Here is a 25,780-nt window from a genome sequence, read left to right as displayed (position 1 = left end):
TTATTAATCTTTACCAGTATCAATAAGATAGTTTAGATCTATCAAAGTTGTGAAATCTTGGGCATATATAAGAAGAAAAGTATTGTTAGGTTATTGCTTCGAGCTCAATAAGGTTATCAAGCGCTTCTTGGTCTGTTTTACCACAGATGATAGGGCAGGCTTTGAATTGGTGACATACCTTCGGGCGTGAAGGTTGACCAAATAATTTGCATAGATCTTGCTCATTTAATTGAATGCAGCGTACGCCAGCAGGCTTACCATTAGGCATTCCAGGAATAGCAGATGTAATACTTGGAGCGATACAACAAGCTCCACAACCTAGGCGACATTCCATCAAATTAAACTCACTAAATAACAGGGTGCGCGATAGTAGCAAAAAATGATGAGAGTGACAGCTGTTGATTGAATCAAAGAATGAACAATTATTATCCTTGAACTTTTTATGGGCTAGCGGTATAACACGCACCCCAGTAAAAGAGTAAGAAGTAATCCTATGACGAATCCATTTTGGCAAGAAAAGACACTAGAGCAAATGACCGAGAACGAGTGGGAATCACTGTGTGACGGTTGTGGTAAGTGTTGCCTGCATAAACTAATGGATGAAGATAGCGATGAAGTTTACTACACCAACGTGGCGTGCAGCTGGTTAAACGACAAAACATGTTCTTGTAAAGACTACCCGAACCGCTTCACTTCAGGTGAAGAGTGTTTGAAGCTGACTCGTGACAAGATTCATGAATTCCATTGGCTACCAGACACTTGTGCTTACCGCCTTCTATCAGAATCCAAGCCGATTCCTGAGTGGCACCCATTGATTACGGGTTCTAAAGCCGAGATGCACGCTGCAGGTGAAAGCGTTCGTAACAAAGTGGTATACGAAATCGATGTTGTCGATTGGGAAGACCACATCCTGAATCACCCGAATCGCTAATTATTCTAAAATAGCCGCTCTTGAGCGGCTGTTTTGCTATTTGGCGTCGCCTAAATTTAAAACTCAATTACTTAACTTCAACGCTTAAACGCTTAAAAAAAAACGCCCCGAAGGGCGCTAAAGTTAAACGAGCAAAAAAGATTCAGGCTAGTTTACTTGTTGTTTAATGTACTCACCCAGTTCTGAGTGGTGCATGATTTTCGAAACTGGCAGTATCTTTTCAGCAGGACCCCAAGCAAACACGTTCACTGGTGTGTGAGTATGTGTACCTGTGCCCCAAACGATGTTTTGGCCTGTTGCTTGTTCACGAGCAAGTAGGTTGCCACGGTCGTTATATGGGAAGAAAGCATCGAAATCGTTGATAGCAGGCACTTCTTCTGCCGACAAGTATTTGTGCTGAGCCAATCGGTATGGGTTCGGCTTACTGGCTAATACGTTTCTCGCTTGTTCTGCTGTGATAGGGAACTCACTGTTTTTGTTGACGATCTCAGCCAGCTTCTCAGGTGTTTGCAGTGCTTTATCTAGCTTCTGAAATTCGCTGATCATGCCGTAGTAGCTTTGCTTCTGATTGTATAGACCATCAAGAATATCGAATGCGCCAAAGTTAAAGTTGGGTGCATAGTCGCGATCGGCGAAGGCTTCGCCAGAACGTTTCTGTGGTTTTGGTAGGTCGTTAGAAGAGTAGCTGAAACCGAAAGAGCCTGTTTCGTGGTCTGCGGTCACAATCACGATCGTGTCTTCACGATTTTTTGCCCATTCATACACCGTTTGGATCGCTTCATCAAACTTGAGCAGTTCATGCAGCATAGTGCCTGCATCGTTACTGTGTCCCGCCCAGTCGATTTGGCCACCTTCGACCATTAGGAAAAAGCCATCTTCATTTTTGGATAGGATGTTGAGCGCTTTTTGTGTCATCTCTTTCAGGCTTGGCTGAGTTCGTTCGTCACTCTTTTTCTTGTTGCTGTAAGCGATGCCATCATCCATGCCTGAGTAGGCGAATAGGCCAAGTAGTTTATCGCCCTTAGCGTCGTCTAGCATGTTGCGATTAAATGCCAGTTGGTAGCCGTCTTTCTCTGCTTCAGCCAGCAGGTTACGGTCGTCTTTACGCTTCGATTTGAGATAAACATCACCTTGAGTCAGTTTCTCAAGTTGCTTATAGGTTTCACCTTTGTCGTTGGTCGATTTAGGGATCCAATGACGTAGCCCTCCAGAGAGCATCACATCAGCGCCCGTTGCTAACATATCAGATGCAATTTGATTCTCTAAAGAACGGTGAGGTTGGTGAGCGGCGAAAGAAGCCGGGGTCGCGTGAGTTAAGCGTGTGTCGGACACTAAGCCGGTCGCTTTGCCTGCTTTTTTTGCTTTCTCAAGTACGGTCTCAACATGGTTACCCTGTGAATCGATACCGATCACTTCTGAACCGCTGTAGATACCCGTTGCAAGCATGGTCGCAGAGCAAGCTGAATCCACTACGATTGCGTCTTCCGGATGCGTTAGGGATGAACCAATAACCCCTTCTTGAGCAAGTTGATAAAGGGCCGTTTTGTTCCCTTTATAGATGGAATTTGGCGCTTGGTTTGCGTAGGTTTCCAATAAGCCAACTTGCTGAGGTCCCATGCCGTCGCCGATCATCAGAATGACATTTTTGATTTCTGCTGAAAGTACGTTGAATGAGAGTGTAGAGGTTACCACTGCGGTAACAATTGGTTTCATAAAGTGCTTCATTAGTTATCCCTTTTTATATAAGCGGGATGATTAGAACACCGATTTGTGTCAAAGTCGTTTCATATTTGTTTCATCAATATGAAATTGAGCAATAACTCAAGTTTTTAGAAAAGCATAAAAAAAGGCTCACATTTCTGCGAGCCTTTGTCGTATTTAGGAGAGTCCAAATAAATGGACTGTGTCATGGCTAATGTCAAGCAAGTGGCAGTTCTGCAACCACCTGATTGAACGCGACTCGAGCTTTCTGAGCTTGCTCTGATAACTCAACTTTTTTCGCTTGAGCTGTGCTTAGGTTGTTTTCAGCCTGCTCAAGTGCTTGTTGTAGGTTTTCAGGAAGCTCATGTGTTTCCATTTGTGCACCCTGTTCAAGAACATAAGCGCGGATTTCTTTCTTCACATCAGCAAGGGCTTTATAAGCTTCACGTTCAAGTTCTGCGGCTTCTTGTGCTGCGTCTTTCTCTTTCTCGAACTGTGCCAATGCCATACCTTCTGCCGACCATGGGTCCATGTCTGGCAGCTCTTCGATGTTAATCGTTGGCTCGATGTAATTCTCTTGGTGACGCAAATCGAGGCTCGTCGCGCGAACGGCTGAGATCATCAACATCACAGAGATAGCCAGTAGCGGTAAGCCACCAACAATCGCAGCGGTTTGAAGCGTGCTTAGGCCGCCCAAGAACATCAGAATCGTTGGTAAGAACGACAGTGTGAATGCCCAGAACATACGGTTCCAACGCATTGGCTCTTCGGTCACGTTGTTCTGAACCACAGAAGCCAAAATGTAAGATATAGAGTCAAAGGTTGTCGCAGTAAAAATAATACACAGCAGTGTAAATACGGCGATCACTAACGTGCTCATTGGCAGTTGTGCCAGCATCGAGAAGATAGCTTTGGTTGCGCCTTCTTCGTTTAGGATTGCAACGACATCGAGTTCACCAGATAACTGTAGGGATAAACCGTAGTTACCTAAAATCATGAAGAATAAGAAGCAGCCTAATGAACCAAAGAAGATAGAGCCTGACACCATTTGTTTAATGGTTCTGCCGCGAGAGATGCGCGCAACAAACAGGCCCATGCTTGGTGCAAAAACTAGCCACCATGCCCAGTAGAAAATGGTCCAATCTTGTGGGAAATGCGTATTTTCGAACGTACCGTAGCCGCCGAATGGTTCTGCCCACGTTGCCATCACAAAGAAGTTAGACAATAGGCGACCAATCGAGTCTAGACCCGTCTCAAGCATGAAAATCGTTGGGCCAGCGATTAGGACGAATATCAATAGTCCCATTGCGCCCCAGAAGTTGATGTTACTGAGGATCTTGATGCCTTTTTCCAAACCCGCATACGATGAGTATGCGAATATAGCAGTACAAACCAGAAGCACCATAACTTGAGTGACGTTATTTTTTGGTAGGCCGAATAAGTGGTTAAGACCTTCAGTAATAAGAGGTGCTGCTAAACCTAACGTTGTTGCTGCGCCACCTAATAGGCCAAAAATGAATAGGATATCTACAACTTTACCCGCAACGCCGCGGCTATGGTGTTCACCCAATACTGGCATCAATGCACTAGAAATTTTTAGTACAGGTTGTTTACGTACATAGAAAAAGTAGGCAATTGGAATAGCAGGGATTAGGTAAATAGACCAAGCAATTGGACCCCAGTGGAATAAACCATAGGTCGCAGCCCAACGAACGGCTTCTTCACTGCCGGGTTCTAGTTGAAAAGGAGGTGATTGGTAGTAGTAAGCCCACTCGATACAGCCCCAGTACAAGATACTTGCCCCGATACCACCACAGAAAAGCATTGCTGCCCATGAAGCGGTTTTAAATTCAGGTTCTTCATCGGCTTCACCCAGTTTAATTTGTCCCATATCACTGAACACAACGTAAACCATGAAGGCACAAGCTGCGAGTCCAAGCGCTAGGTACAAGAAACCAAGTTGGTCTGTCATAAAGGTTTTAGCGACCGCGATCCAGTCTGCTCCTTGCGTCGGGAACATAATCAGCGGGAAGATGATCGTGAGTAGGAGTGCTATCGCACCAAAAAAGGTTGGCTTATCAATAAGCGCAAAAGAGTTTTTCACGAGTATTATTCCATTAAAATGAGAGCGGAATTATGTCGTGAACTCGTTTTTTAGGACAAATCAGGTCTGTTGTCGTGACGACAAATCGATTTTTTGCAATGAAAGAGGCTCAGAGCAATAGGGTCTATGTAAGCAGTGCTGTGCAAACAATGCACGTGGTGCAGTGAAAGGAATGCCGTAAAGGAAAGTAAGGTTATATAAGAGCGAGAAGAATGCCACCAACCGTTGCCGCTGCGGATAAGTATTGCCCTGCTGAATAAGAACCATCATCCTCTTCTTCAATTTTATCTGGGTGATCCATACCTAATGCGCCGTGAGCAAATGACTCAACCTTATCAGTAACGGTCGCGTTTTCAGCTTCGACTTTCTTGGCTTCTTTATCGATTTCTTTAAGGGCAGATAATAGGGCTTTGCCCTCATCGGAAAGTTTAACGGTGTTTTGCTCAACCTTAAGAGGTGCAGGCTTTTCAGCTTCAATGCTTTTAGCTTGTGCGTTCATTTGCGAAGGTGAATACAGCTGAGTGTTACTCGTTCCTACTGGCGTCATATCGCTCTCCTTACCTATCCTTAAATATAGTATCGGCAGAGGTGTGAAAAACTTGTGCATTTAATCACCGTGGTGATGTTTTTTTATTCGCACAATATATCTTCGTCTGCTTAATCAAAACTGCTTGGTAATTAAGCAATTCCTATGCCGATATCAATATTTATCTTAGGGATCGATTGAACAAGCTTTTAGTTTGCCAGACTTGTAGCATGCCAGACCTAAACTTGAATAAGATTAAGTCTGGATAGCGAGTTTAGTCGCACTTGAGATCGGATCCGCGCTTAGATAGGTGCTTATATGCCTTCATTCGGTTCTCTTTCTTTACAAAGCGAGCCGGTGGCGCGAGAACTTCAAGCTGATAGTCACTGCTATCCGATGAGATCTCTTCAACTGGGCTGATGATGGCAATTTTCAAATCAGGGTTACGACGTAGAATCGATGCTGCAGTGCCTAAACCACCTTCGGTGTGGAACTTACCGGCCACATGAATCACTTGTTGGTCTGGGTTCGATGCGAGGTAATCAACAATCGATTCTGCCATGGTTTCGTCCCATGTGACTTGAGCCGCAAACTGTTTTTCTGTTTGCTCTGGTGTTCCGTGATGCATCGAAGCCATGAACTTTTCTTTATAAGGGCTATCGCCAGTATCCACTTCTGAAGCAATCCATTGACGTTGTTCCGTCGTTAGCTGATCTAGATAGGATAATCCTTTACGGCCGATACACTGTACAAAGGGTTTTGGTGCGTTTGCCGCAATGATATCGACGTCGTTGGTTTTAGCGAACTCCACTAACGCGCGGTAATCACTTTCGTAATTTGGCCAAGCAGCGGCTTGAGACATAAGAACTTGTTCGCCAATCTCATCATTTAGGTATCGGTTTAATGTGTCTTGATGCTCTCGAGTGAATTGTTCCATTGAAAGCGCGATGTTTGATGTGGCGTTGCGGCGCACTTTTAAAAAATCGGTTTGGAAGCGATGGATTGCCGAGTGAGTGTGCCATTCGCCAATAAGAACCACATCAGCGTCAATCAGCTGTTTAGGTAATGCATTGAGAGAAAGCGCTTCGCCTTGTGGAGACGCGAATTGGTAGTCGTAGAATGTGGAAACGGCTTGCGTTTGCGTGTTAGCCACTTGTTGAGAAGTGCTGTTTGAAGGTTGATTAGCACAAGCTGTAAGTAGGGTAGCTAATCCGATAAGAATAATACGTTGCATGAAATGCCTCCTTGAAGAACACGCATACTAAAGGAGGCAAGATGAGATTTCAATGCAAACGATAATCAATATCAATTAAAGTTATTTGCGGTACACTCGTAGCATAAAGTCAGCTTCACAGTTGAATTGCTCTGAATCGGTGAGTTGTTGTTTAAATTCTTCACTCGCTTTCCAAGCAAACGGCGTCATCTGTAGCAGGTCGAATGCGTCTGACCCCGATAGTTCCATCATATAGTTTAGTTGCTCTTGGTGCTCAAGAGTAAAACCTTCGATCATCTCTGGATCTTCATCGTGCAAACGAACGCCATCATAAATCGCATCACGCAGCTGATAAAGGTGTCGGCTAGCAGGTGTCACGGTGACCACCACACCATTGTCTTTGATGGTGCGTTGCAGCTCTTCTGCCTTGCAAGGCGCGTAAATGCGTAGAATGCCGTCTAAGCTATTTTCCGCAAAGGGTAGGCGATGGCTAGAAGCGACTGAGAAGTCGACCGCTGGGTAGCGTTTAGCGGCGTATTTGATAGCAATCTTAGAGATATCTAGACCAAAAGTAGCGCCATTCTTTTCTTGAAGGTTTACCGCAATTTCATTGGTGTAATAACCTTCACCACAACCTATATCTAATAGGCTAGGGGCTGTTTCTGGCAGATAGCTAGCGCATAAACCAACAACGGCTTGGCGCATTGAATTGTAGTGGTTGCCTTCAAGGAAGCGGCGACGAGCCTGCATCATCTCTTTGTTGTCACCTGGATCTTTTGAGCGTTTGTGGTGTGCTGGCATCAAATTGACATAGCCTTCTTTCGCTAGGTCGAACTGATGGTTCTTTTCACACTTAAACGTACGATCGTTTTGAGATAAAGGTTGGTGACACAAAGGGCATTGGTAAGTCATTGCAAACTCGAGGTAGAAATTTCAAGTCCAAAATTTTAACAGGAAGCATAGTGGGGCGCTAGAATAAACGCAGTTGTCTTGGCTAACGGCAATCCGTAAATAGGTAGAGCCAGTTAGTGAAGAGATAGAGCCAACGTATGGCTGGCTCTATTGGTTATGAGCAGGTCACTGATAGAAACAGTGAACTCGGTTTCTAGCTAAAGAAGTTAACTTGGTTCTTTAACGACTCAGCTTGTTTTTGAAGTTCATCAGCACTGTGAGAAGTCTTAGCGCTGGTTTCACGGCTTTGTTGGTTCAAATCGCTGATCGCATGCGCGTTCGCTGCTATTTCTTGAGAAACCTGAGCTTGCTCTTCTGATGTCGCAGCGATGGTTTCAGCTTGAGAAGCAATAGACTCAACTTGAGAGGCTATCGACTCTAGAGCCGTGCCTGCTTCTTGCGCTTTATCGAGTACTTGGTTGGCATTCGATTGGCTTTGTGTCATCAGGTTCACGGCATTGTTAGTGGAAGATTTCAACTTCTCGATGATGCTCACTACGTCTTGCACTGACGTTTGTGTACGATGAGCCAATGTTCTTACTTCGTCAGCGACAACGGCAAAACCACGACCCTGATCACCCGCACGCGCAGCCTCTATCGCAGCGTTCAACGCAAGTAAGTTGGTTTGTTCTGCGATGTCATCAATCATCTTGGTGACGGTTTGAATGCTTTCGCTATCAGAACTCACTTGCTCGATGGCCGATGCTGACTTGTCTAATTGATCATTTAGCTGGGCAACATCAATACACACACCTTCAACGACTTCTAAACCTTTCTGGCTGTCTTCATTGGCAAGGCGAACATTTTCAGCAATGCTGTTCACTTGCTGTGCCACTGATTCAGCAGAGGTGGCCATCTCTTCAATGGCCGTAACGACTTGCTCAACCTGTGCTTGCTGGCGGTCAGACTGGCTCAGGTTGTGGCTGGCATCTTGTGACACACTGCTCGAGCTATTCTGAACTTGATCACTGGTCGTACGTATCTCGCCCACGAGTGTATTCAATTGAGCAGCCATGTTTGCAACGCCGGTATTTAGGTTGCTGATCTCGTTTTTTGTTTGCTTGCCATTGTTTGGGATATGCAGGCTTACTTCGCCTTTTCCTAAACGCAGCATGTACTCGTTTAACGTCGTTAGTGGCGTCAGTGTAAGGTTTAACACGAAGGTTAACGCGACGATGGTAGCGGCAGCAATCAAGGTAGCAATAATAGCGATGAGCTTGAGTAATTCATCACTGCCCTTGGTCACTTCCTTGATAAAAGTACCGCCAAGCAACTTCCAATCCCACCCAGGAACTTCAGTGTAGACAAGGTACTTCTCACCAACGGTTTCTTTAAACTCGTATGGATATAGAATTAGACCTGATGGCTGTTCAAAGATCTGATAGAAAGGTCTGTTGCCGTCATAGTCAGCAACATCAACAATCGATTTACCACCGCCAACGTTAGTAGGGTGCAGTAAGTACTGGCCTTGATGCTCTTTCTCGTTATCAACAATGATGGTGTATCCCGTATCCCCCCAAGAAACAGAGCGTAGAGATTCAAACAGGCTTTGAGTCGCCTCTTCTACTGGCAGACCAATGAAAGAGACACCGTTTACTTTGCCTTGAGCATTGGTCAAAGGCGCATAGTAGGTGATGTAACGTTGACCGAAGAGCTTAACTTGAGAGTAATAAGGCTGGCCATTTTTGAGCTTGCTATAGCCTGGATGATTTTTCCCTAGCGTGGTCGCAACGACTCGTTCGCCTGAAGGTTTTTTAAGAGAAGTAGAGACACGAATAAAGTCGTCGCCAAATGGGGCAAATAGGGTTGCTACGGCGCCGGTGTCGCGGGTAAAGCTATCAACGAGTTTGGTGTCATTGATTAGGCTCTCACCATATTGAGTCATGTTGGGAATTGAATGACCGTTGAACTCAACGTCATAACTTTCAACATAAACACCTGCTAGGTAACCGTTACGAAAAGTGGATTCTAAAACTTTAGCGGTATGCAGGTAAGCATCAAACTGACCAGAGATGGTTTTGGCCATCGCTTCTACTTTGGATTGGTGTTCTTTTAACGTGTTGTCTAATAATACCTGTGAGGCATTGCGGTACACGAGTGTTGCAATAGAGCCAAAGGCAATAAGCAAGCACAGCAAAATGACCAACTTAAGTTGGAAGCCAACACTTTGATTTTTGTATTTCTCGAACATGAATTCACTATCCTGTCTTCATTGAGGTGTTGTTAAGTGGTTTTAAGGAAGTTTGTTATTGAGCTTTCTATCATAGGTACTTATTTATCGGCAGTAATTGATAATAATTAATGAATTGATAGTTATATTTATAAACTAGAGTGATGAGAGCCATGTGGCGTGGAGTTAAACGAAGAGGTGATGGACTACGGGCTTGTGTTAAGACATTGATTACTGGACGGTACGTGTGAGGTTCGGGGCAATAAAAAATGCAGCGTTATGAGCTGCATTTTTTTGTCTAATTAAACTCGCTAGAGGCCTAGTTTGAAGAAATTACCGTAATCAGCTGGTGGCTCTCGCCAGGCTGTAGCGTTTTGCCTGCTTCTAGGCTTGGTGCGTGCAGTGTTGATTCTACACACATCATGGTTAGGTAACCGTCGTCTTGCATGTCGCCCATAGCTGTTGCGCCTTCCGCCCACGGGTTCCACAATACTGCAGAGTTATGACCGTGGTTCTCAACGGTTAGCGTGCGATCCAGCTTCTTGTCAGCAACAAAGATTTGCGCTTCTGGTTGTGTGTAAACGCGGTCAATCGTGTCGGTTAGTACCAGTTCAGAACCACCTTGGCAGATCTTGCCACCTTGCAGGCTATCAATGTACTCAGCACCCATACCGGTTGTGGTTGTGTTGTGAATATCACCAACGTTTAGGTAAGTGTGTAGAGCTCCAGAGAAAGTCCATGGTTGTGAATCTGTATTCTTCACGTCCAACGTTACTTTTAGTTGGTCACCAATTTCAACATTCAGTCGAGCATCGAACTGATGCGGCCACACTGCCAGAGTCGCTTCGCTAGGCTTTAGGCCTAGGCTTACAATAACGCCTGCTTCGCTTTCACGGTGCTCAACTAATTGCCATTCGCTTGAACGTGCAAAACCATGAGCAGGTGCAGCAATGCGACCAAACCAAGGCCAACATACTGGAATACCACCACGTAAGGCTGTTTTTCCATCGAATCTAGCTTGTTGGCTCATCCAAATAAGATCTTGTTGACCTTGTGGTTGGAATGACACCACATGGCCTCCAAACAATGAAATGGCAGCGTTTGCTTTATCGTGGATAACGCGAACCAATTTTACACCTTCGTGTTCAACGATAGTCACGTTGTCAGAAAGTACTGTCAGTGTAGGTAGAGTAGATAAATCCATTACATGATCCTTCTAAGGAAATTGAATTCAAATGCTGGCTAGAACAGTGCTTGTGATTTTATGAGTGACAAGCAGAGCCAGTATTGGAATTAAATTTTGCGTTTTGACTTAAGTTTTAGGTTTAGGTTTAGGTTTAGCTTAAGTGTGTGACTAGCCAAGGCATTTGGGTGATCGGGGTCGAAGCCGCTTAAAAGATAGCAGGTATTAAAAAGGCGACACTAAGGTCGCCTTTTTTCAAAGTCTGCTCAAAACAGTCTTCGCTAATGCTTATCTAAAGCTATTTCTAAAAAGAAATTACTTAGAGATGTGAGCGATTAGGTCAAGAACTTTGTTTGAGTAACCGATTTCGTTGTCGTACCAAGATACAACTTTAACGAATTTGTCAGTTAGAGCAACACCAGCTTTAGCATCGAATACTGAAGTTTGAACTTCACCGATGAAATCTTGTGATACTACTTGGTCTTCAGTGTAACCAAGAACGCCAGCCATTTCGCCTTCAGAAGCTTCTTTCATTGCAGCACAAATTTCTTCGTAAGATGCAGATGCTTTTAGGTTAACAGTTAGGTCAACTACAGATACGTTAGCAGTTGGTACACGGAAAGCCATACCAGTTAGAAGGCCGTTTAGTTCTGGAAGAACAACGCCTACAGCTTTAGCAGCACCAGTTGAAGATGGGATGATGTTTTGAGAAGCACCACGGCCACCGCGCCAGTCTTTAGCAGAAGGGCCATCTACAGTTTTTTGAGTTGCTGTAGTAGCGTGAACTGTAGTCATAAGACCAGACTCAATGCCCCACTTATCGTTAAGTACTTTAGCGATAGGTGCAAGACAGTTAGTAGTACAAGAAGCGTTAGAAACGATGTCTTGACCAGCGTAAGATGCTTGGTTAACGCCCATTACGAACATTGGAGTTGCATCTTTAGAAGGACCAGTAAGAACTACTTTCTTAGCGCCAGCAGTGATGTGCTTACGTGCAGTCTCGTCAGTTAGGAAAAGACCAGTTGCTTCAGCAACTACGTCTACTTCGATAGCATCCCACTTAAGATCTTCTGGGTTACGCTCAGCTGTAACACGTACAGTTTTACCGTTAACGATTAGGTTACCGCCTTCAACTTCAACAGTACCGTTGAAACGGCCGTGAGTTGAGTCGTACTTAAGCATGTATGCCATGTACTCTACGTCGATTAGATCGTTAATACCTACTACTTCGATGTCTGCACGCTCTTGAGCTGCGCGGAATACGAAACGGCCGATACGGCCAAAACCGTTAATACCTACTTTGATAGTCATTGTAGTTGCTCCACAACTTAATTTCTGATTAAAGATAACTGGTAGTAAAATTACAGAATCCAGTATACATCTGCAATAGATAATCCGACTTAACTTGTTTAATGTCAAAAAAAAGCGACGCTTTTCTTAACAATTGGGCGTAAGTGGTTGAAAATTGACCGTTGCAAGTGGCTCTGTACCCTTCCAGTTGGGTAAAATACCCCTAAATGATGATTCACTTATGAGTGTATATGTACAATGTTTCCTGGTGAGAAAGTATGTGCTACAAAACGACTGATATGCAAGCCTTTATAGAAAAAAGTAAATATAATAACAGAGAATGTGGAGAGATATTAACGTGGTTCAAAAGGGAGGGAATATGATAAAGCCTGATGAATACTGGCGTGAGCGCCTAACGGACGACGAATTTGCTGTGTGCCGTGAACGTGGTACTGAAGCCCCATATAGCGGTAAGTTACTGCACAACCATAACACTGGTGTCTATAGCTGCACATGCTGTGAAAGCCCTTTGTTTCTGTCGGATAACAAATATGACTCTGGGTGCGGTTGGCCAAGCTTTGATGCTCCAGTGAATGATGAAGCAGTACGCTATATAGAAGATCTAAGTCACGGAATGAAGCGTGTGGAGATCCGTTGTACTGCTTGTGATAGCCATTTAGGTCACGTTTTTCCTGATGGCCCACAGACAACAGGTGAGCGGTTCTGTGTTAATTCTGTGTCGTTAATTTTCAACAAAAATGACAAAAGTACGAAATAACTTGTCACAATTGTTTAATCCTTACAGGTCGTACTTGTCGATTAAGGACTATTGAACAACCCAAGATTTCAGAATTAACTCTAGTACAAATAAAAACAGCTACCATGAAGTAGCTGTTTTTTTGTGCATTAAGAAATCAAAACTAATAGTTCGGCACTATAGACGCGGTGTAAACACCGTCTTCAATGGCTTCGACAATCTTTTCAGCATCATCATTGAATTGCTTGTATTGAGGTTTGTCGAAACGATACAGCACAGTGAGCTCTGCTTCAGAAGCAATGGGCACATCAAAGTCTTTGGCAACCATTGCCCACACATACGCTTTTTCCATATGACCAAGGCTGTGGTTGATACTGGCCATCGACTTGAAGATTTCAGTGTTGACGACCGAACCATTTGAAAGCGTTAACGCATTATTGAGTAGCTTAAGCGTTTTTGCATGATCGCGGGTGGTATAGAAGGTGGCTAAGGCATATTGCATTTCTGCCGTATTTAACGCTTCTTTCCCTTCTAGTTGTAGGAAACTGCGTCTGGCGTTGGTGTCCCCGGTTTGTGACCACAAGAAGTAAAGCGTTTCCGGTGTATTGGATTGTGATAGTTCATCTACAATACGCTCAGACTCTTCGATGCTGTGCATTAAAGAAGTAAAGCGACGCTCTTGCAGCTTAGATTGATCAATCGTCTCGATCTGCGCCGCAAGCTCTAGGCACTTTTTGTACGCAGTGACTAACTTGAACTCTTTAATCTTATTGGCTTCGGAGGGTTGCTTCTGAACTTCAAATCGATGCCAGATGAGGTCGGTACGTGCGACGCGACATTGCCCATCGTTCATGTTCAACTCCTCACACTGCAGCCCCGGATTACTTTGACAGAGTTGATCGGTATTTTTATTTCCTTCAAGACACCCAACCAGAGTGAAAGGTAATAGGCTAATTGCCAACCGTTTCATCATTTTCATATTCCTTCACTTGTGATCGAATGCACTTATTATCGGTCAGGTTCTTGACTCAATTCTGTTACGGGTTATTTTCTGGTGAAAATTGTTAAAACTAAGGCTTTATCATGGATGCAGAACAACTTCTTAGCGCAATGACACCCGAGGTCTACGAACGTTTAACTTACGCCGTTGAGACGGGTAAATGGCCAGAAGGTACGGCGCTCTCTAAAGAACAGCGCGACTCGTGTATGCAAGCCGTTATGTTATATCAATCTAAACATAACTCCGAAGCCCAACATATGACAGTTGCAGCTGGTGGTGATATTAGCTTTAAATCTAAGTCTGAGCTTAAGAAGCAATTTAAGTCAGACCAAGACGATATTGTTAGGGTTAACCCGAATCATTAGGCTTAAATTACAACAAAGGGGCGGCACTGTGCCACCCCTTTAGCTGTTAAGCCGTTTATTTATAAGCAATAAAACGATTTAGTTCACGTTAAACGCCTGCGATACCCATGAAACGACTGGGTTAATGCGAAGGTTTTGGTTAAACGTATAGCTAAATCTCTGAACCTATAGCTCTAAACCTATAGTTGAACAAGCTTATAAACTCATCTCACCGCGCAACACTTGTTGCATTTGATCCTTCACTTGTTCGTAGCTTAAGTTTTGGCTCAACAGGTAATGTAACTTCGCCAGTGCCGCTTCTGGTGTCATATCGTAACCACTGACAACTCCAGATTCTGCTAGTGCACAACCCGTCGCGTAACCACCCATATTGACTTTACCCGCCAAACACTGAGTTAGATTCACTACAATCACACCTCGTTCTGATGCATCTTTTAAGTGCTGAAGTAACTCTTGATTTTGTGGTGCGTTACCAACACCAAAAGTTAGCAAAATCATTGCGTTAACAGGCTGTAGTAGTGTGTTGCGAATCACCTCATGTGAGATGCCTGGATACATAGTGATTACGCCGATGGGTTGCGGAGTAATGTTATGAACCTTGAAAGCACCTTCAGGTTGCTCGTTTACCTTTACGTTATTGCTGATCTGGATATTGATACCCGCTTCTAGCAATGGGGTTAGGTTTGGAGAGGTAAACGCATTGAAGCCATCTGCGTGTGATTTTGTGCTGCGGTTACCGCGCATCAACTTGTTGTTGAAGAACAGTGTCACTTCGTTGATCGGGTAGTTCGCTGCAATGTGCAGAGCATTCAACAGGTTTGCTTGTCCATCTGAACGTAACTCTGCCAATGGGATCTGAGAGCCCGTAACAATCACAGGTTTGCCGAGGTTTTCCAGCATGAAAGACAGAGCAGAGGCGGTGTAAGCCATTGTGTCTGTACCGTGTAGGATAACGAAACCATCGTACTTATCGTAGTTCGCGCGAATATCATCAGCGATAGTCTGCCAATCAAGTGGCGTCATATCTGAAGAGTCCATTAATGGAGAGTATTCATGAATGGTGTACTCAGGCATTTCTGGGCGATGGAATTCAGGCATGCCAGCTAGCTGCTTATCCATAAAACCTGCGACAGGGACATAGCCGTGGTCCAAAGACTTCTGCATGCCAATTGTGCCGCCGGTATACGCGATATAGATGTGTTTTCTTTCCATGGCGATTAATACTTAGTGTGATATAGGGAACAGGGGGGCGATTATAGCGAATTATCATGCAATAAAAAGAGGCGCCTCACACAGAGGCGCCTCTTGATAACAAAGCGTTGAGCTTATCTTATTGAACTTGGCAGTTTAAGCAAAAAGCGTATCGGCCTTGTGGGTCGTTAAAGTTGCCTAACAGCTGGCTATCTTGAACTAACTGCTGAGTAACAGGTTGTAAACTGCTTGGTATCATTGATTGAATATCAAAGCCTATCGACATCTGAACTTGATTCATAAATTCTTGAATAAATTGTTCAGTCGTTGAAAGTGGTTCTTCTACCCAGTAGATGTTGTAGGTTTCAAGTTCTGCAAGTGAAGCCGCTGCTGTAATCGCATCATCAAAATCACCAATTTCATCGACTAGACCTTTCTGGATTGCATCTTGGCCAGTCCATACTCGGCCTTGAGCGATCTTGTCGACAGCATCGACTTCCATGCCGCGATTATCTCCAACTAGGCTGATGAATCGGCGGTAACCGTTCTCAATGCCCATTTGGAACGCATCTTTCGCGCCGTCGCTAAGCCCAGTCGTAAGACCAAGACCAGAGAAAGGTGACGTACCAACGCCATCAGTGTAAACACCAATATCGTTCAACCCTTTTTCGAAGGTTGTGATAACACTAAAGATACCAATCGAACCAGTTAAGGTCGTTGGTTGAGCCAGGATTTTGTCCGCACCCATCGAGATCCAGTAACCACCCGAAGCGGCAAGGCTAGACATAGAGACAACAACCGGCTTGCCCGCTTGCTTGATCGCTTCTATTTCATTGCGAATCACTTCTGAAGCAAATGCGCTACCACCTGGGCTGTCTACACGAAGTACAACAGCTTTTACTTTATCGTCGTTGCGCGCTTGGCGAAGTAGTGCTGCTGTGGTATCACCACCAACGGTGCCACGTGGCTGCTTACCATCCATAATTGCGCCGCTAGCAACAATCACAGCAACATCGTGCGATTCACTTGTTAGGTCTGGAAGCATGGTTGTACGGTACTCGTAGTACCCAAACGCGTTATAGCTGTCTTGACCATCACTGCCGAAAACGTCAGCAAGCTCTAGTCGTACTTGCTGGCGAGTCGCCAGTTCGTCAACTAAACCAAGCTTCTCTGCCAGTTTTGCGATATCGCCATCAACCGACTCAAGGTCTTTTAAGAAAGAGTCCATGCTTGGGTTCAGCGTTTTCGCGTCGATCTGACGGTTGTTGCTCACGTCATCAACGTATGCGCCCCATAATTGGCCTAACCAACGAGAAGCAGATTCTTTCGCTGCATCTGACATGTCGTCACGAATGAAAGGCTCGATAGCTGACTTATAGGTACCAACACGGAAAACGTGCGTGTTGACGTCTAGCTTCTCTAATAACGTTTTGTAGTAAAGCGAATAAGCGCTGTAGCCTTTAAGAAGAACCCCACCATCTGGTGATAGGAAGACTTTAGTTGCGTAGCTGGCTAGGTAGTATTGGCTTTGGTTGTAAAAGTCACCCACCGCATAAATTGGTTTGCCAGTTGCTTTGAACTCGTTGAGTGCTTTAGCAATGTAGCGAAGCTTGGTTAGATTGGTTTCTGGCAGTTCTTTGAGTGCTAAAACGATACCAGTAACGTTGTCATCGTCTTTGGCGTAGCGAATCGTTTCAACAATATCAAACAGGACGTTCTCTTTTGGAAGGTCTTTGCCAAGCAGTGAACCCGTGACCGAATCCATCGGGTTGATATAGCGACTTTGCTCCACGATAGGACCAGACAGGTTAAGCACTAAAGCCGATTCCTGTGGAACAGTGGGCTGAGTTGTGTCTGAGTGGAAGTATACAAAGTAGATGATGGCGATACTGAGTAAAAAGAAGAGGTTAACGAGCGCAAGACGCACAAACGTGATGAGCTTCCAAATCCCTTTAAAGATCATACCTATAAATTTGAATATCTTTTTCATTATGTCTCCGCAGTGAGATCACGTGGCTTTAACAAGCAACAGTACTATTAATCTCAATAATATGAACTGCTTAGTATCCTACGATAATTCCCTAGCTCAAACTACACCAAGAATTGTTAATCGATATATATTCTCATTAAGTGTAGACAAATTAAGGGTTTCTGAACGATTAATACCTTCAGCATTATGATCAGTGTTACAAAAATGTAAACGGTTGTTTGAACTTTTGGTGATTGAGTTATATTGTGGTCAGACCACAAGGATATAATAATAGAAGTGATGTCTGCCATGTACCCACATTTACTCGAACCACTCGATCTTGGATTTACTCAGTTACGTAACCGTGTATTGATGGGATCAATGCATACGGGTTTAGAAGAAAATAAAGAAGGCCTCCACAAGCTTGCCGCGTTTTATGAAGAGCGAGCAAAAGGAGGCGTTGGCCTTATTGTTACCGGTGGTTTCTCTCCTAATTTACGTGGCAGATTGACCCCATTTAGTGCTGAGTTCAGTAAAGTTAAGCACGCAAAAGCTCACCAAGTTGTTACCGAGGCCGTGCATAAGCATGGCGGTAAAATTGCCCTTCAGTTGCTGCATGCTGGCCGCTATGCAATGCACCCATTCGCGCAAAGTGCTTCGGGCATCAAAGCACCAATCGCTAAGTTTGCACCGAGTGAGATGAGCCCTCGTCAAATTAAAAAGACCATCGGTGCTTTTGCCAACAGTGCAGAACTCGCTCAGGTTGCTGGCTATGACGGCATTGAGATTATGGGCTCTGAAGGCTACTTGATTAACCAATTTATCTGTAAACGTACCAACATGCGTTATGACGAATGGGGCGGTTCTTATGAGAAGCGCATGCGCTTCCCATTAGAGATCGTTAAATCGATTCGCGAAGCGGTGGGTAAAGATTTCATCATTATTTTCCGCTTATCGATGCTGGATTTGGTTGAGCAAGGCAGCACGTTCGAAGATGTTGTACTTCTGGCTCAGAAGCTAGAAGAAGCGGGTGTGACCATTATTAATACTGGTATTGGTTGGCATGAAGCTCGTGTTCCTACGATTGCGACACAAGTTCCAAGAGGGGCATTCTCTTGGGTGACGGAAAAAGTAAAACCATACGTGTCGATCCCAGTGGTGACATGTAACCGTATCAACACGCCAGAAGAGGCCGAACGTATCCTCAGTTCAGGACAGGCTGACATGGTATCAATGGCTCGTCCATTTTTGGCTGACCCTGATTTCGTAAATAAAGCGGCTCAAGACCAAGCTCAGTTCATTAACACCTGTATCGGTTGTAACCAAGCTTGTCTTGATAACGTATTCAAAGGCAAAAGAGCGAGCTGTTTGGTGAACCCTCGTGCTTGTTACGAAACTGAAATTGTTGTTCAACCTGCCGAAGCGACCAAAACTATTGCTGTTGTTGGCGCAGGGCCTGCTGGTTTAGCCTGCGCGACTACGTTGGCACAGCGTGGTCATAATGTTGATCTGATTGAGAAAAATGACCGTATCGGTGGACAATTTAGATTGGCAATGCAGATTCCGGGTAAAGAAGAGTTCAGAGAAACGATTCGTTACTTTGCTAACCAAATTGATGCATCAGGCGTGAACTTAAAACTGGATACTGAAGCGACGTTTGAGATGTTGTTGAAGTATGATGAAGTCGTTATGGCTGCTGGTGTTGAACCAAGAAAGCTTGATATTGAAGGGATTGACCAAGAAAACGTAATCGATTATCAAACCTTGATTCGTGAAAAGACACCAGTAGGCGAAAAAGTCGCGATTGTTGGTGCCGGTGGTATTGGTATTGATGTGGCAACTATGCTGACAGAGCCGACTTCTCACAGCTTGGATGACTGGCTGCATGAGTGGGGCATTGATAAAAATATGGAACACCCTGGTGGACTTTATCCTTACCCTGATTCGTTCAGTGATAAAACGGTTTGGGTGATGCAGCGTAAAGCAGGTCGTGTCGGTAAAGGCCCGGGCAAAACTACAGGTTGGATTCATAAACGCACATTAGAAAAACGTGGTGTGAACTTACTTGGTGGCGTGAGCTACAACAAGATTGATGACCAAGGCCTGCATATTAGCGTTGGCAAAAAAGAACAAGTACTGGATGCCGATTCCGTAATCGTGTGTGCGGGTCAGGTTTCAGTTCGTCCATTCGAAGATATGTGGCAAGAGTTTGGTGGCAAACTGCACGTGATAGGCGGTGCCGATTACGCAGGTGAACTGGATGCAGTACGAGCTATCCGTCAAGGTGTTGAGCTAGCTATTAAGCTGTAGAGCGGGTTATCAAGTCTTAGAACATCGTTAAATTTTCTCGCTAAACTAGCTTGAAGTGGAAAAATAAATAAGGCTCCTAAGTCATAGATTTAGGAGCCTTTATTGTTTCTAGTGTCGTTTCAAATATGGCTTCAAATGGACAGCTGTTGAGATTTATTATCGTTTGTGTTTTGTGCTACAGTTCAACTATACAAACAATAAAAATTAGTAAGGACTTCAAATGGATGCTTTGGATCTATTGCTCAACAGACGCTCAATCGCAAAACTCTCTGATCCAGCACCTGAAGGTGTAGCATTAGAAAACATCATCAAAGCGGGCTTACGAGCTCCAGACCACGGAGCTCTAACACCATGGCGCTTTGTTATCGCGCAAGGTTCTGGTCTACAAAAGCTTTCAGACATCTTGGTGCGCGCCGCACAAGCCGATGAAAGCGAAGAAGCGGTTATCGAGAAAGTTAAAAAAGCGCCGTTTCGAGCTCCAATGGTGATTACCGTGATTGCAAAAGTGACCGAGCACGAGAAAGTGCCTGCATTCGAACAACACCTATCTGCGGGTTGCGCTGCACAGGCGATGCAAATGGCGGCCGTCGCTCAAGGTTTCCAAGGTTTTTGGCGTTCAGGTAAATGGATGTTCCACCCAGAAGTACACCAAGCGTTTGGCCTAGAAGGCGACGACGAAATCGTGGGTTTCCTATACCTAGGCACTCCGGGCTGTACGCCAATGAAAGCGCCAGAACGTGACTTCTCAAAGTTCGTCGAGCTCTTGTAAAGAAAGCTGAAGCTTGAATAGTGGAATGCTAACTGTATAAACAACCAGTTTTTCTTGATTTATTAGGGCCACATTAGATAATGTGGCCCTAATTGTTTGTAGCATCTGGAAAAACATGTCTCGTCTTATTATTGCTGAAAAACCAAGCCTAGGCCGCGCGATCGCCGCTGCACTACCGAATCCACAGAAGAAAGACCAAGGGTTTATCAAATGTGGCAATGGGGATGTGGTGACTTGGTGTATTGGACACTTATTGGAGCAGGTTGAGCCGGATGCTTATGATGACCGTTATAAGAAGTGGAACTTAGCCGATCTTCCTATCGTGCCAGAGCAATGGCAACTAAGACCGCGTAAGACGTCAAGCAAACAGCTCACGGTGATCCGAAAGCTATTGAAGGACGCGACTCAAATCGTTCATGCGGGTGACCCGGATAGAGAAGGGCAGCTGCTGGTTGATGAAGTTATCGATTACTGCAAGGTGTCTAAGGCTAAGAAAGAGTCGATGGACAGGCTGCTGATCAGCGATTTGAACTTACCAGCCGTAAAGCGTGCGCTCTCTCAAATGCGCAGTAACCGAGATTTTATTCCACTTTCTATTTCTGCATTGGCGCGCTCTAGAGCCGATTGGCTGTATGGCATGAACATGACTCGCGCGTATACCTTGTTAGGTCAAAAGGCGGGCTACCAAGGCGTGTTGTCGGTAGGGCGAGTACAAACGCCTGTACTTGGTTTGGTTGTAAGGCGTGATGAAGAAATAGAAAACTTCATTCCTAAAGATTATTTCACTCTGCACGCTTTGATCCCTTATCAAAATAACGGCCAGAGCTTTGATATTCGAGCGCGTTGGAAACCAAGCGAAGCATGTAAACCATGGCAAGATGAAGAAGGCCGCGTGCTCAATCGAAAGCTGGTTGAGAACGTGGCTAACCGAATTACGAACCAACCCGCGACGGTGACGGAATCAGAGCAAAAGCAAAGTAAACAAGCTGCGCCATTGCCTTATTCGTTGTCAGCTTTGCAAATTGATGCGTCTAAGCGTTTTGGTATGAGTGCTCAACAGGTACTCGACACTTGTCAGTCGTTGTACGAGAAGCACAAACTCATCACTTATCCACGTTCTGACAGCCGCTACCTACCTAAGGATCACTACTCGCAAAGAGAGTCGGTCGTGGATGCTATCGCTAACAATGCGAAAGAGCTGCAAAGTGGTGCTCAAGGTGCGGATCTTTCTCTTAAATCCAAAGCATGGAACGACAGTAAGGTCGATGCTCACCACGCGATAATTCCTACTCCGAAAAAGTCATCGGTGAACGGCCTGTCTGCCAATGAGATGAAAATCTATCAGCAAATTGCTCGTCAGTATCTAATGCAATTCTACCCGCCTGCCATTTTTGCCGATGCCAAGTTAGTTTTTGATATCGCTGGTGGCGTATTCATTGCCAAAGGACGTCAGCTTATCAATCCAGGTTGGAAAGTGTTAATGGGCAAAACGGACACTGAAGAGAAAGGTGATGGTACGGATACGGTGCCTCCATTAGATAAAGGAACGGTACTCAATTGCCGTGAAGGAATTATTGGAGACAAAAAGACTGAGCCACCAAAACACTTCACGGAAGCGACCTTGCTACAAGCGATGACTGGTATCGCGCGCTTTGTCGCAAACAAAGACCTTAAAGCCATTTTGAAAGAGACCGATGGTCTTGGCACAGAAGCAACCCGAGCGGGTATTCTAGATACTTTATTCAAGAGACAACTGTTAACGCGACAAGGTAAGAGCATTCACAGTAGCCCTGCGGGCAGAGGCTTGATTCATGCCTTACCTGAGGATTCTACTTTCCCAGACATGACGGCACACTGGGAGCACCAGTTGCAAGGTATGGCTGAGCGTAATCAAGCGTATCAACCTTTCATGCAAGCGTTAGAAAGCAAGATTGATGGTTTGATGGGCAAGGTAAAAACCGGCGAAGTTCCTGAGTCTCTGCGTCATCTTCCTAAAGTCGAAAGACCTGCCTTCAAACGACGTAAAGGCGGTGGTGCGAAGAAGTCTTATGCCAAGACAGGTACGTATGCTAAGAAAGGTACTTCCGCTAAAAAGAGCACCAAAAGCTAAGACTTATTGAGTTAAGGATTAACGACCGACTTTACGGCCACAACGCTTAAACAGCTGCTGCCAATAGTCCACATGGCGACGAGTTGATGCTCGAAAGGCTTGATGTGCATCTTGGATGGGAAAGTAATAACTGTGCAGTTCAGGTTGCGCGTCAAACATTCCTAGTTGCGGGGCTAACTGTTGATAGTAGCCATCCAGCTGCGCCATGTAAGGCTGAACCTTACCAATATATTGCTGCTCAAACACATTGTTAAGGTAGCGAAATTTCGTTGTGTCTCGCTGTTTACCACAGATGATGTTCGCATCAAAAGTAGTGAGTTGCTTGGTGATGGTATCAAGTTCAACTGACGCACGAGCGAGCGAATAGTATAAATCCCCGAGCGTAGAGCTCTTCTCTAATATTTCTTGAACCTCAATAGTCTTGCCGGAAACGAGCGGCGCGTTTAACGCTTGGTTGAGATGTTCTAAGGCGCCACTGGTTTGTCGTACCTGATCGCCGATATCAGCACGTAACCACTGACTACCACGCATTTGCGACTGCATGGCATCGCTGGCATAGATTAGATTCCACTGGTGCAGCGGAAACTGTGTGAGTTTCTGCTGCTCGATTTCTTTCAGTAGCTCTACGACCTCAGAGTCTAATTCGCTACCGGATAAACATTTCCCAACACCTGCAAGTAGGGCGACTTGATAATCGTAATTACGAAACTCATCCGCGACTTTCCCAAGAACCGAATTTCTTTCTGCAATCAGATTGAACAATCCACACTGACGAAGCTGGTAACTGTCGATGAGACCGATAGAAAGCGATGGCACGTCAATCAAAAGTTCTCTTTTTCTCGGTAGGTTTTCAAATTCCCATTCCTCTTTTATCTCGTCAACATCTTGTACTCTGGCTATCTTGGTTTGGTAGTCGTCGAATAAGTCTCCGGGGCCATCACTGAAACAGCCAGCTAGCATCACCGTTAGACAAAACAGTGTTGAGTGCTTAACTAGGTTTGAGAGAGGGCCATCATTCATATGCGGGTTACCAGTCTATTTCACTGCCATCGAAATTGAAGAAGTGACCACTTACTTCAGTATTCGCGGACTCGATGACTTTGATAAGACCAAAAGCTGAGGTTTCAGTGTCGATCAGAGCATTAGGGCCGCCCATTTCTGTCTGTACCCAACCAGGATGCAGAGCTAACACGGTAACGCCATTATCGGTTAAGTCGTTACTTAGGCTTTTTACAACGGAGTTTAGAGCGGCTTTGGAGGAGCGATAGATGTAGCCGCCTCCCGAGGTGTTCTCAGACATGCTACCGACTCTGGAAGACAGGCAGGCGATCTTTTTGACGTCACTACTTTCTATAAGAGGTAATAGAGTCTCGACAAGCTTCAATGGCGCAATGGTGTTGACTTCGAATACACGGCGCCACGCTTCGACATCGGTATTACCCAGACCATAACCTTTAGGACCATAGTAGCCAGCGTTGTTGATCAAAATATCAATCGACTCTATTTGCGAAGTGAGGTGGCTCACCGCTTGATAATCGGTTATCTCTAATTGAATGCAGGTCAGGTTGCTGTTGTGGTCTGCGAGAGAGAGCAGTTCTTTTGCTGAATTGGCATCACGATAAGTCGCGTACACTTTGTGGTTACCTTTTAAGTACTGCTGGGTTAGGCTCAAGCCAATGCCGCAATTTGCTCCAGTAATGAAAATAACGCTCATGGTGATTCCTTTTTAGTTCAATTAGTTAAGTTTGATGGCTTAACACGAGAAAATCAACGCTCCACCAACTGGCCATTAGCATTCCTACAAAAATCATTACTGCTGCTACTGAGCCGCAGATCACCCCAAAGATGAGTATTAGGTTTTTCATTGCTGTCTCTTTTTGAAAAATAAGTTAATGATAACTATTATCATTAATTAAGGTTGTCGCCTAGGCTGAGACTGTTATGATTTTGAGAAAGATACGCAATTAACCTGATTATGATTCCTTTAATTTACCACCCAATCTATTCGCAGTTACCTTTACCAGAAGGTCATCGTTACCCGATTAACAAATATCAGTTGTTACACAGTGCCGTTGAAGCGTTAATGGATAGCGATCCTCTATGGAAGAGCCAGTTTGAAATCTTCCAACCAACGCCGGTTTCGGTTGAACAGGTAAAACAGGTTCACGATAGTGAGTATGTGGATTTGCTTGTTTCTGGTAATTTGCCCGCGGCGAAAATGAGACGCATCGGGTTCCCGTGGAGTAAACAACTTATTGAGAGAACACTCTACTCTAGTGGTGGAACCTGCTTGGCCGCTGAAATGGCAATAGAGAGTGGTTTAGCGATTCATTTGAGTGGTGGTTATCATCACGCACACCATGATTTTGGTAGCGGCTTTTGTTTGTTGAACGATCTGGTGTTAGCGGCAAAACATGCGCTGACCTTTGAACATATTGATAAAGTGCTGATAGTCGACAGTGACGTTCATCATGGTGATGGCACAGCGACTCTTTGCCAAGAGAATGACGACATCATTACTTTGTCGTTCCACTGCGACAAAAACTTCCCTGCACGAAAACCGCTATCCGATTTGGATGTGCCATTAAGCCGTGAAACAGAAGATGAAGAGTTCTTACGTTGTTTTGAACAAGTCACTAAGTTGGCGATTGCTCACCACCAACCTGATCTGATCGTTTATGATGCGGGCATTGATATTCACCAAGACGATGAGCTGGGCTATTTGAATATCTCGACACAAGGGGTATTTGAACGCGATTGTTTGATGCTCAACTTAGCAAAGAGTAAAGCGATTCCAATGGCGTGTGTTGTAGGTGGCGGTTATCGGTCGGAACACAAAGATCTGGTGCCGATTCACATGCAGCTACTAAACGCTGCATTGGCTGTGAATAGCTGAACCGTTGAGCTGCGTGATCTTCAGATACAAAAAAGCCGCTGATTTCTCAGCGGCTTTTTTTAATGTGGTGGAGGGATAGGGATTTGAACCCTAGAACCGCTATTAACGGTTGCCGGTTTTCAAGACCGGTGCTTTCGACCACTCAGCCATCCCTCCAATGGCGAGTATAATATAAGGCTGGCTTTGGCTTGTAAATACCCTTATCAACTGACTGCTTTTTTTATGAACAAGTTTGTGCATTTTTATATGGTTAGAGTGAAAATACATCGAAAAATGTTCCTGATCGTTTCGACTTCGGGGGGGTAGGTATCATTTGAGGAAGGAAAATGGAGAAAGGATCGAAT

At 44.8% G+C, this 25,780-nt stretch carries 21 protein-coding genes and 1 tRNA gene; 7 read left to right on the top strand and 15 right to left on the bottom strand.

The window, feature by feature from the left end; all coding sequences use genetic code 11:
- Positions 1-85: 85 nt before the first annotated feature.
- Positions 86-334: a YkgJ family cysteine cluster protein gene (locus tag AC3CH4_RS10785; RefSeq protein ID WP_004734153.1), complete on the bottom strand. Its 249-nt coding sequence runs from the start codon at positions 332-334 to the stop codon at positions 86-88.
- Between the two features lie 159 nt (positions 335-493).
- Between AC3CH4_RS10785 and AC3CH4_RS10780 the strand changes: the two genes are divergently transcribed.
- Positions 494-931, top strand: coding sequence for a YcgN family cysteine cluster protein (locus AC3CH4_RS10780; RefSeq protein WP_065204973.1), 438 nt, complete (start codon positions 494-496; stop codon positions 929-931).
- A 147-nt stretch (positions 932-1,078) separates the two neighbouring features.
- On the opposite strand, the gene AC3CH4_RS10775 is transcribed toward AC3CH4_RS10780, so the two are convergent.
- The 8 genes from AC3CH4_RS10775 to gap all read right to left on the bottom strand — a co-directional run bounded on the left by AC3CH4_RS10775 (position 1,079) and on the right by gap (position 12,090).
- Positions 1,079-2,656 (bottom strand): alkaline phosphatase, encoded by a 1,578-nt coding sequence (locus AC3CH4_RS10775; RefSeq protein WP_488542948.1) that lies wholly within the window; start codon positions 2,654-2,656, stop codon positions 1,079-1,081.
- A 193-nt stretch (positions 2,657-2,849) separates the two neighbouring features.
- Positions 2,850-4,736, bottom strand: coding sequence for a BCCT family transporter (locus tag AC3CH4_RS10770; protein WP_171313155.1), 1,887 nt, complete (start codon positions 4,734-4,736; stop codon positions 2,850-2,852).
- A 193-nt stretch (positions 4,737-4,929) separates the two neighbouring features.
- Positions 4,930-5,283 (bottom strand): hypothetical protein, encoded by a 354-nt coding sequence (locus AC3CH4_RS10765; RefSeq protein WP_102449379.1) that lies wholly within the window; start codon positions 5,281-5,283, stop codon positions 4,930-4,932.
- Positions 5,284-5,536: 253 nt separating this feature from the next.
- Complete coding sequence (locus tag AC3CH4_RS10760; RefSeq protein WP_488525166.1) at positions 5,537-6,496, bottom strand: ChaN family lipoprotein; 960 nt, start codon at positions 6,494-6,496, stop codon at positions 5,537-5,539.
- A gap of 81 nt (positions 6,497-6,577) precedes the next feature.
- Positions 6,578-7,387: a 23S rRNA (guanine(745)-N(1))-methyltransferase gene (gene rlmA / locus AC3CH4_RS10755; protein ID WP_488542947.1), complete on the bottom strand. Its 810-nt coding sequence runs from the start codon at positions 7,385-7,387 to the stop codon at positions 6,578-6,580.
- 193 nt (positions 7,388-7,580) lie between these two features.
- Positions 7,581-9,617: a methyl-accepting chemotaxis protein gene (locus AC3CH4_RS10750; protein WP_488542946.1), complete on the bottom strand. Its 2,037-nt coding sequence runs from the start codon at positions 9,615-9,617 to the stop codon at positions 7,581-7,583.
- A gap of 298 nt (positions 9,618-9,915) precedes the next feature.
- On the bottom strand, positions 9,916-10,800 hold the full coding sequence (locus AC3CH4_RS10745) for a D-hexose-6-phosphate mutarotase (protein ID WP_488542945.1): 885 nt from the start codon (positions 10,798-10,800) through the stop codon (positions 9,916-9,918).
- Positions 10,801-11,094: 294 nt separating this feature from the next.
- Positions 11,095-12,090 (bottom strand): type I glyceraldehyde-3-phosphate dehydrogenase, encoded by a 996-nt coding sequence (gene gap / locus AC3CH4_RS10740; RefSeq protein WP_026012234.1) that lies wholly within the window; start codon positions 12,088-12,090, stop codon positions 11,095-11,097.
- 319 nt (positions 12,091-12,409) lie between these two features.
- Here gap and msrB point away from each other — a divergent pair, with 319 nt between their 5' ends.
- Complete coding sequence (msrB, locus tag AC3CH4_RS10735) at positions 12,410-12,847, top strand: peptide-methionine (R)-S-oxide reductase MsrB (protein WP_017079511.1); 438 nt, start codon at positions 12,410-12,412, stop codon at positions 12,845-12,847.
- 142 nt (positions 12,848-12,989) lie between these two features.
- On the opposite strand, the gene AC3CH4_RS10730 is transcribed toward msrB, so the two are convergent.
- Positions 12,990-13,796 (bottom strand): DUF2989 domain-containing protein, encoded by an 807-nt coding sequence (locus AC3CH4_RS10730; protein ID WP_029222678.1) that lies wholly within the window; start codon positions 13,794-13,796, stop codon positions 12,990-12,992.
- A 113-nt stretch (positions 13,797-13,909) separates the two neighbouring features.
- On the opposite strand from AC3CH4_RS10730, the gene AC3CH4_RS10725 reads away from it, so the two are divergent.
- Positions 13,910-14,191, top strand: a complete 282-nt coding sequence (locus AC3CH4_RS10725; RefSeq protein ID WP_108151427.1) for a YeaC family protein — start codon at positions 13,910-13,912, stop codon at positions 14,189-14,191.
- A gap of 195 nt (positions 14,192-14,386) precedes the next feature.
- Here AC3CH4_RS10725 and ansA read toward each other — a convergent pair whose 3' ends face one another.
- Both ansA and sppA read right to left on the bottom strand, forming a co-directional pair.
- Positions 14,387-15,403 carry an asparaginase gene (gene ansA, locus AC3CH4_RS10720; RefSeq protein WP_004734091.1) on the bottom strand — a complete coding sequence of 339 codons (1,017 nt, stop codon included), beginning with the start codon at positions 15,401-15,403 and terminating at the stop codon, positions 14,387-14,389.
- A gap of 118 nt (positions 15,404-15,521) precedes the next feature.
- Positions 15,522-17,372, bottom strand: coding sequence for a signal peptide peptidase SppA (sppA, locus tag AC3CH4_RS10715; protein ID WP_488542944.1), 1,851 nt, complete (start codon positions 17,370-17,372; stop codon positions 15,522-15,524).
- A 279-nt stretch (positions 17,373-17,651) separates the two neighbouring features.
- On the opposite strand from sppA, the gene AC3CH4_RS10710 reads away from it, so the two are divergent.
- The 3 genes from AC3CH4_RS10710 (at position 17,652) to AC3CH4_RS10700 (ending at position 22,540) form a co-directional block, all read left to right on the top strand.
- Complete coding sequence (locus AC3CH4_RS10710) at positions 17,652-19,661, top strand: 2,4-dienoyl-CoA reductase FMN-binding domain-containing protein (RefSeq protein WP_479273386.1); 2,010 nt, start codon at positions 17,652-17,654, stop codon at positions 19,659-19,661.
- Positions 19,662-19,881: 220 nt separating this feature from the next.
- Entirely contained in the window at positions 19,882-20,430 is a 549-nt protein-coding gene (locus AC3CH4_RS10705; protein WP_488542943.1) for an NAD(P)H nitroreductase, read from the top strand.
- Between the two features lie 115 nt (positions 20,431-20,545).
- Positions 20,546-22,540, top strand: coding sequence for a DNA topoisomerase III (locus AC3CH4_RS10700; RefSeq protein ID WP_488542942.1), 1,995 nt, complete (start codon positions 20,546-20,548; stop codon positions 22,538-22,540).
- Positions 22,541-22,558: 18 nt separating this feature from the next.
- Here the strand turns inward: AC3CH4_RS10700 and AC3CH4_RS10695 are convergent, their stop codons facing one another.
- Positions 22,559-23,560 carry a DUF3080 domain-containing protein gene (locus tag AC3CH4_RS10695; RefSeq protein ID WP_488542941.1) on the bottom strand — a complete coding sequence of 334 codons (1,002 nt, stop codon included), beginning with the start codon at positions 23,558-23,560 and terminating at the stop codon, positions 22,559-22,561.
- Between the two features lie 7 nt (positions 23,561-23,567).
- Positions 23,568-24,254: an SDR family oxidoreductase gene (locus AC3CH4_RS10690; protein WP_488542940.1), complete on the bottom strand. Its 687-nt coding sequence runs from the start codon at positions 24,252-24,254 to the stop codon at positions 23,568-23,570.
- Positions 24,255-24,515: 261 nt separating this feature from the next.
- Between AC3CH4_RS10690 and AC3CH4_RS10685 the strand changes: the two genes are divergently transcribed.
- Positions 24,516-25,436 carry a histone deacetylase family protein gene (locus tag AC3CH4_RS10685; protein WP_488542939.1) on the top strand — a complete coding sequence of 307 codons (921 nt, stop codon included), beginning with the start codon at positions 24,516-24,518 and terminating at the stop codon, positions 25,434-25,436.
- A gap of 65 nt (positions 25,437-25,501) precedes the next feature.
- Here the strand turns inward: AC3CH4_RS10685 and AC3CH4_RS10680 are convergent.
- Positions 25,502-25,592, bottom strand: a tRNA-Ser gene (locus AC3CH4_RS10680).
- Positions 25,593-25,780 lie beyond the last annotated feature (188 nt).

It is taken from the genome of Vibrio sp. QJM3NY_26 (assembly GCF_057786005.1).
Note: the sequence above shows the minus strand (reverse complement) of the source record. Positions and strands in the feature narration are given on the sequence as shown.

What these genes read in the sequence shown, in the direction of transcription:
- gap (WP_026012234.1), bottom strand. Translation starts at nt 12,090, where the DNA reads ATGACTATCAAAGTAGGTATTAACGGTTTTGGCCGTATCGGCCGTTTC.
- rlmA (WP_488542947.1), bottom strand. Translation starts at nt 7,387, where the DNA reads ATGACTTACCAATGCCCTTTGTGTCACCAACCTTTATCTCAAAACGAT.
- AC3CH4_RS10725 (WP_108151427.1), top strand. Translation starts at nt 13,910, where the DNA reads ATGGATGCAGAACAACTTCTTAGCGCAATGACACCCGAGGTCTACGAA.
- AC3CH4_RS10710 (WP_479273386.1), top strand. Translation starts at nt 17,652, where the DNA reads ATGTCTGCCATGTACCCACATTTACTCGAACCACTCGATCTTGGATTT.
- AC3CH4_RS10705 (WP_488542943.1), top strand. Translation starts at nt 19,882, where the DNA reads ATGGATGCTTTGGATCTATTGCTCAACAGACGCTCAATCGCAAAACTC.
- AC3CH4_RS10730 (WP_029222678.1), bottom strand. Translation starts at nt 13,796, where the DNA reads ATGAAACGGTTGGCAATTAGCCTATTACCTTTCACTCTGGTTGGGTGT.
- AC3CH4_RS10685 (WP_488542939.1), top strand. Translation starts at nt 24,516, where the DNA reads ATGATTCCTTTAATTTACCACCCAATCTATTCGCAGTTACCTTTACCA.
- ansA (WP_004734091.1), bottom strand. Translation starts at nt 15,403, where the DNA reads ATGGAAAGAAAACACATCTATATCGCGTATACCGGCGGCACAATTGGC.
- AC3CH4_RS10695 (WP_488542941.1), bottom strand. Translation starts at nt 23,560, where the DNA reads ATGAATGATGGCCCTCTCTCAAACCTAGTTAAGCACTCAACACTGTTT.
- AC3CH4_RS10780 (WP_065204973.1), top strand. Translation starts at nt 494, where the DNA reads ATGACGAATCCATTTTGGCAAGAAAAGACACTAGAGCAAATGACCGAG.
- AC3CH4_RS10765 (WP_102449379.1), bottom strand. Translation starts at nt 5,283, where the DNA reads ATGACGCCAGTAGGAACGAGTAACACTCAGCTGTATTCACCTTCGCAA.
- AC3CH4_RS10700 (WP_488542942.1), top strand. Translation starts at nt 20,546, where the DNA reads ATGTCTCGTCTTATTATTGCTGAAAAACCAAGCCTAGGCCGCGCGATC.
- AC3CH4_RS10775 (WP_488542948.1), bottom strand. Translation starts at nt 2,656, where the DNA reads ATGAAGCACTTTATGAAACCAATTGTTACCGCAGTGGTAACCTCTACA.
- msrB (WP_017079511.1), top strand. Translation starts at nt 12,410, where the DNA reads ATGTGGAGAGATATTAACGTGGTTCAAAAGGGAGGGAATATGATAAAG.
- AC3CH4_RS10745 (WP_488542945.1), bottom strand. Translation starts at nt 10,800, where the DNA reads ATGGATTTATCTACTCTACCTACACTGACAGTACTTTCTGACAACGTG.
- AC3CH4_RS10760 (WP_488525166.1), bottom strand. Translation starts at nt 6,496, where the DNA reads ATGCAACGTATTATTCTTATCGGATTAGCTACCCTACTTACAGCTTGT.
- AC3CH4_RS10750 (WP_488542946.1), bottom strand. Translation starts at nt 9,617, where the DNA reads ATGTTCGAGAAATACAAAAATCAAAGTGTTGGCTTCCAACTTAAGTTG.
- AC3CH4_RS10785 (WP_004734153.1), bottom strand. Translation starts at nt 334, where the DNA reads ATGGAATGTCGCCTAGGTTGTGGAGCTTGTTGTATCGCTCCAAGTATT.
- AC3CH4_RS10690 (WP_488542940.1), bottom strand. Translation starts at nt 24,254, where the DNA reads ATGAGCGTTATTTTCATTACTGGAGCAAATTGCGGCATTGGCTTGAGC.
- sppA (WP_488542944.1), bottom strand. Translation starts at nt 17,372, where the DNA reads ATGAAAAAGATATTCAAATTTATAGGTATGATCTTTAAAGGGATTTGG.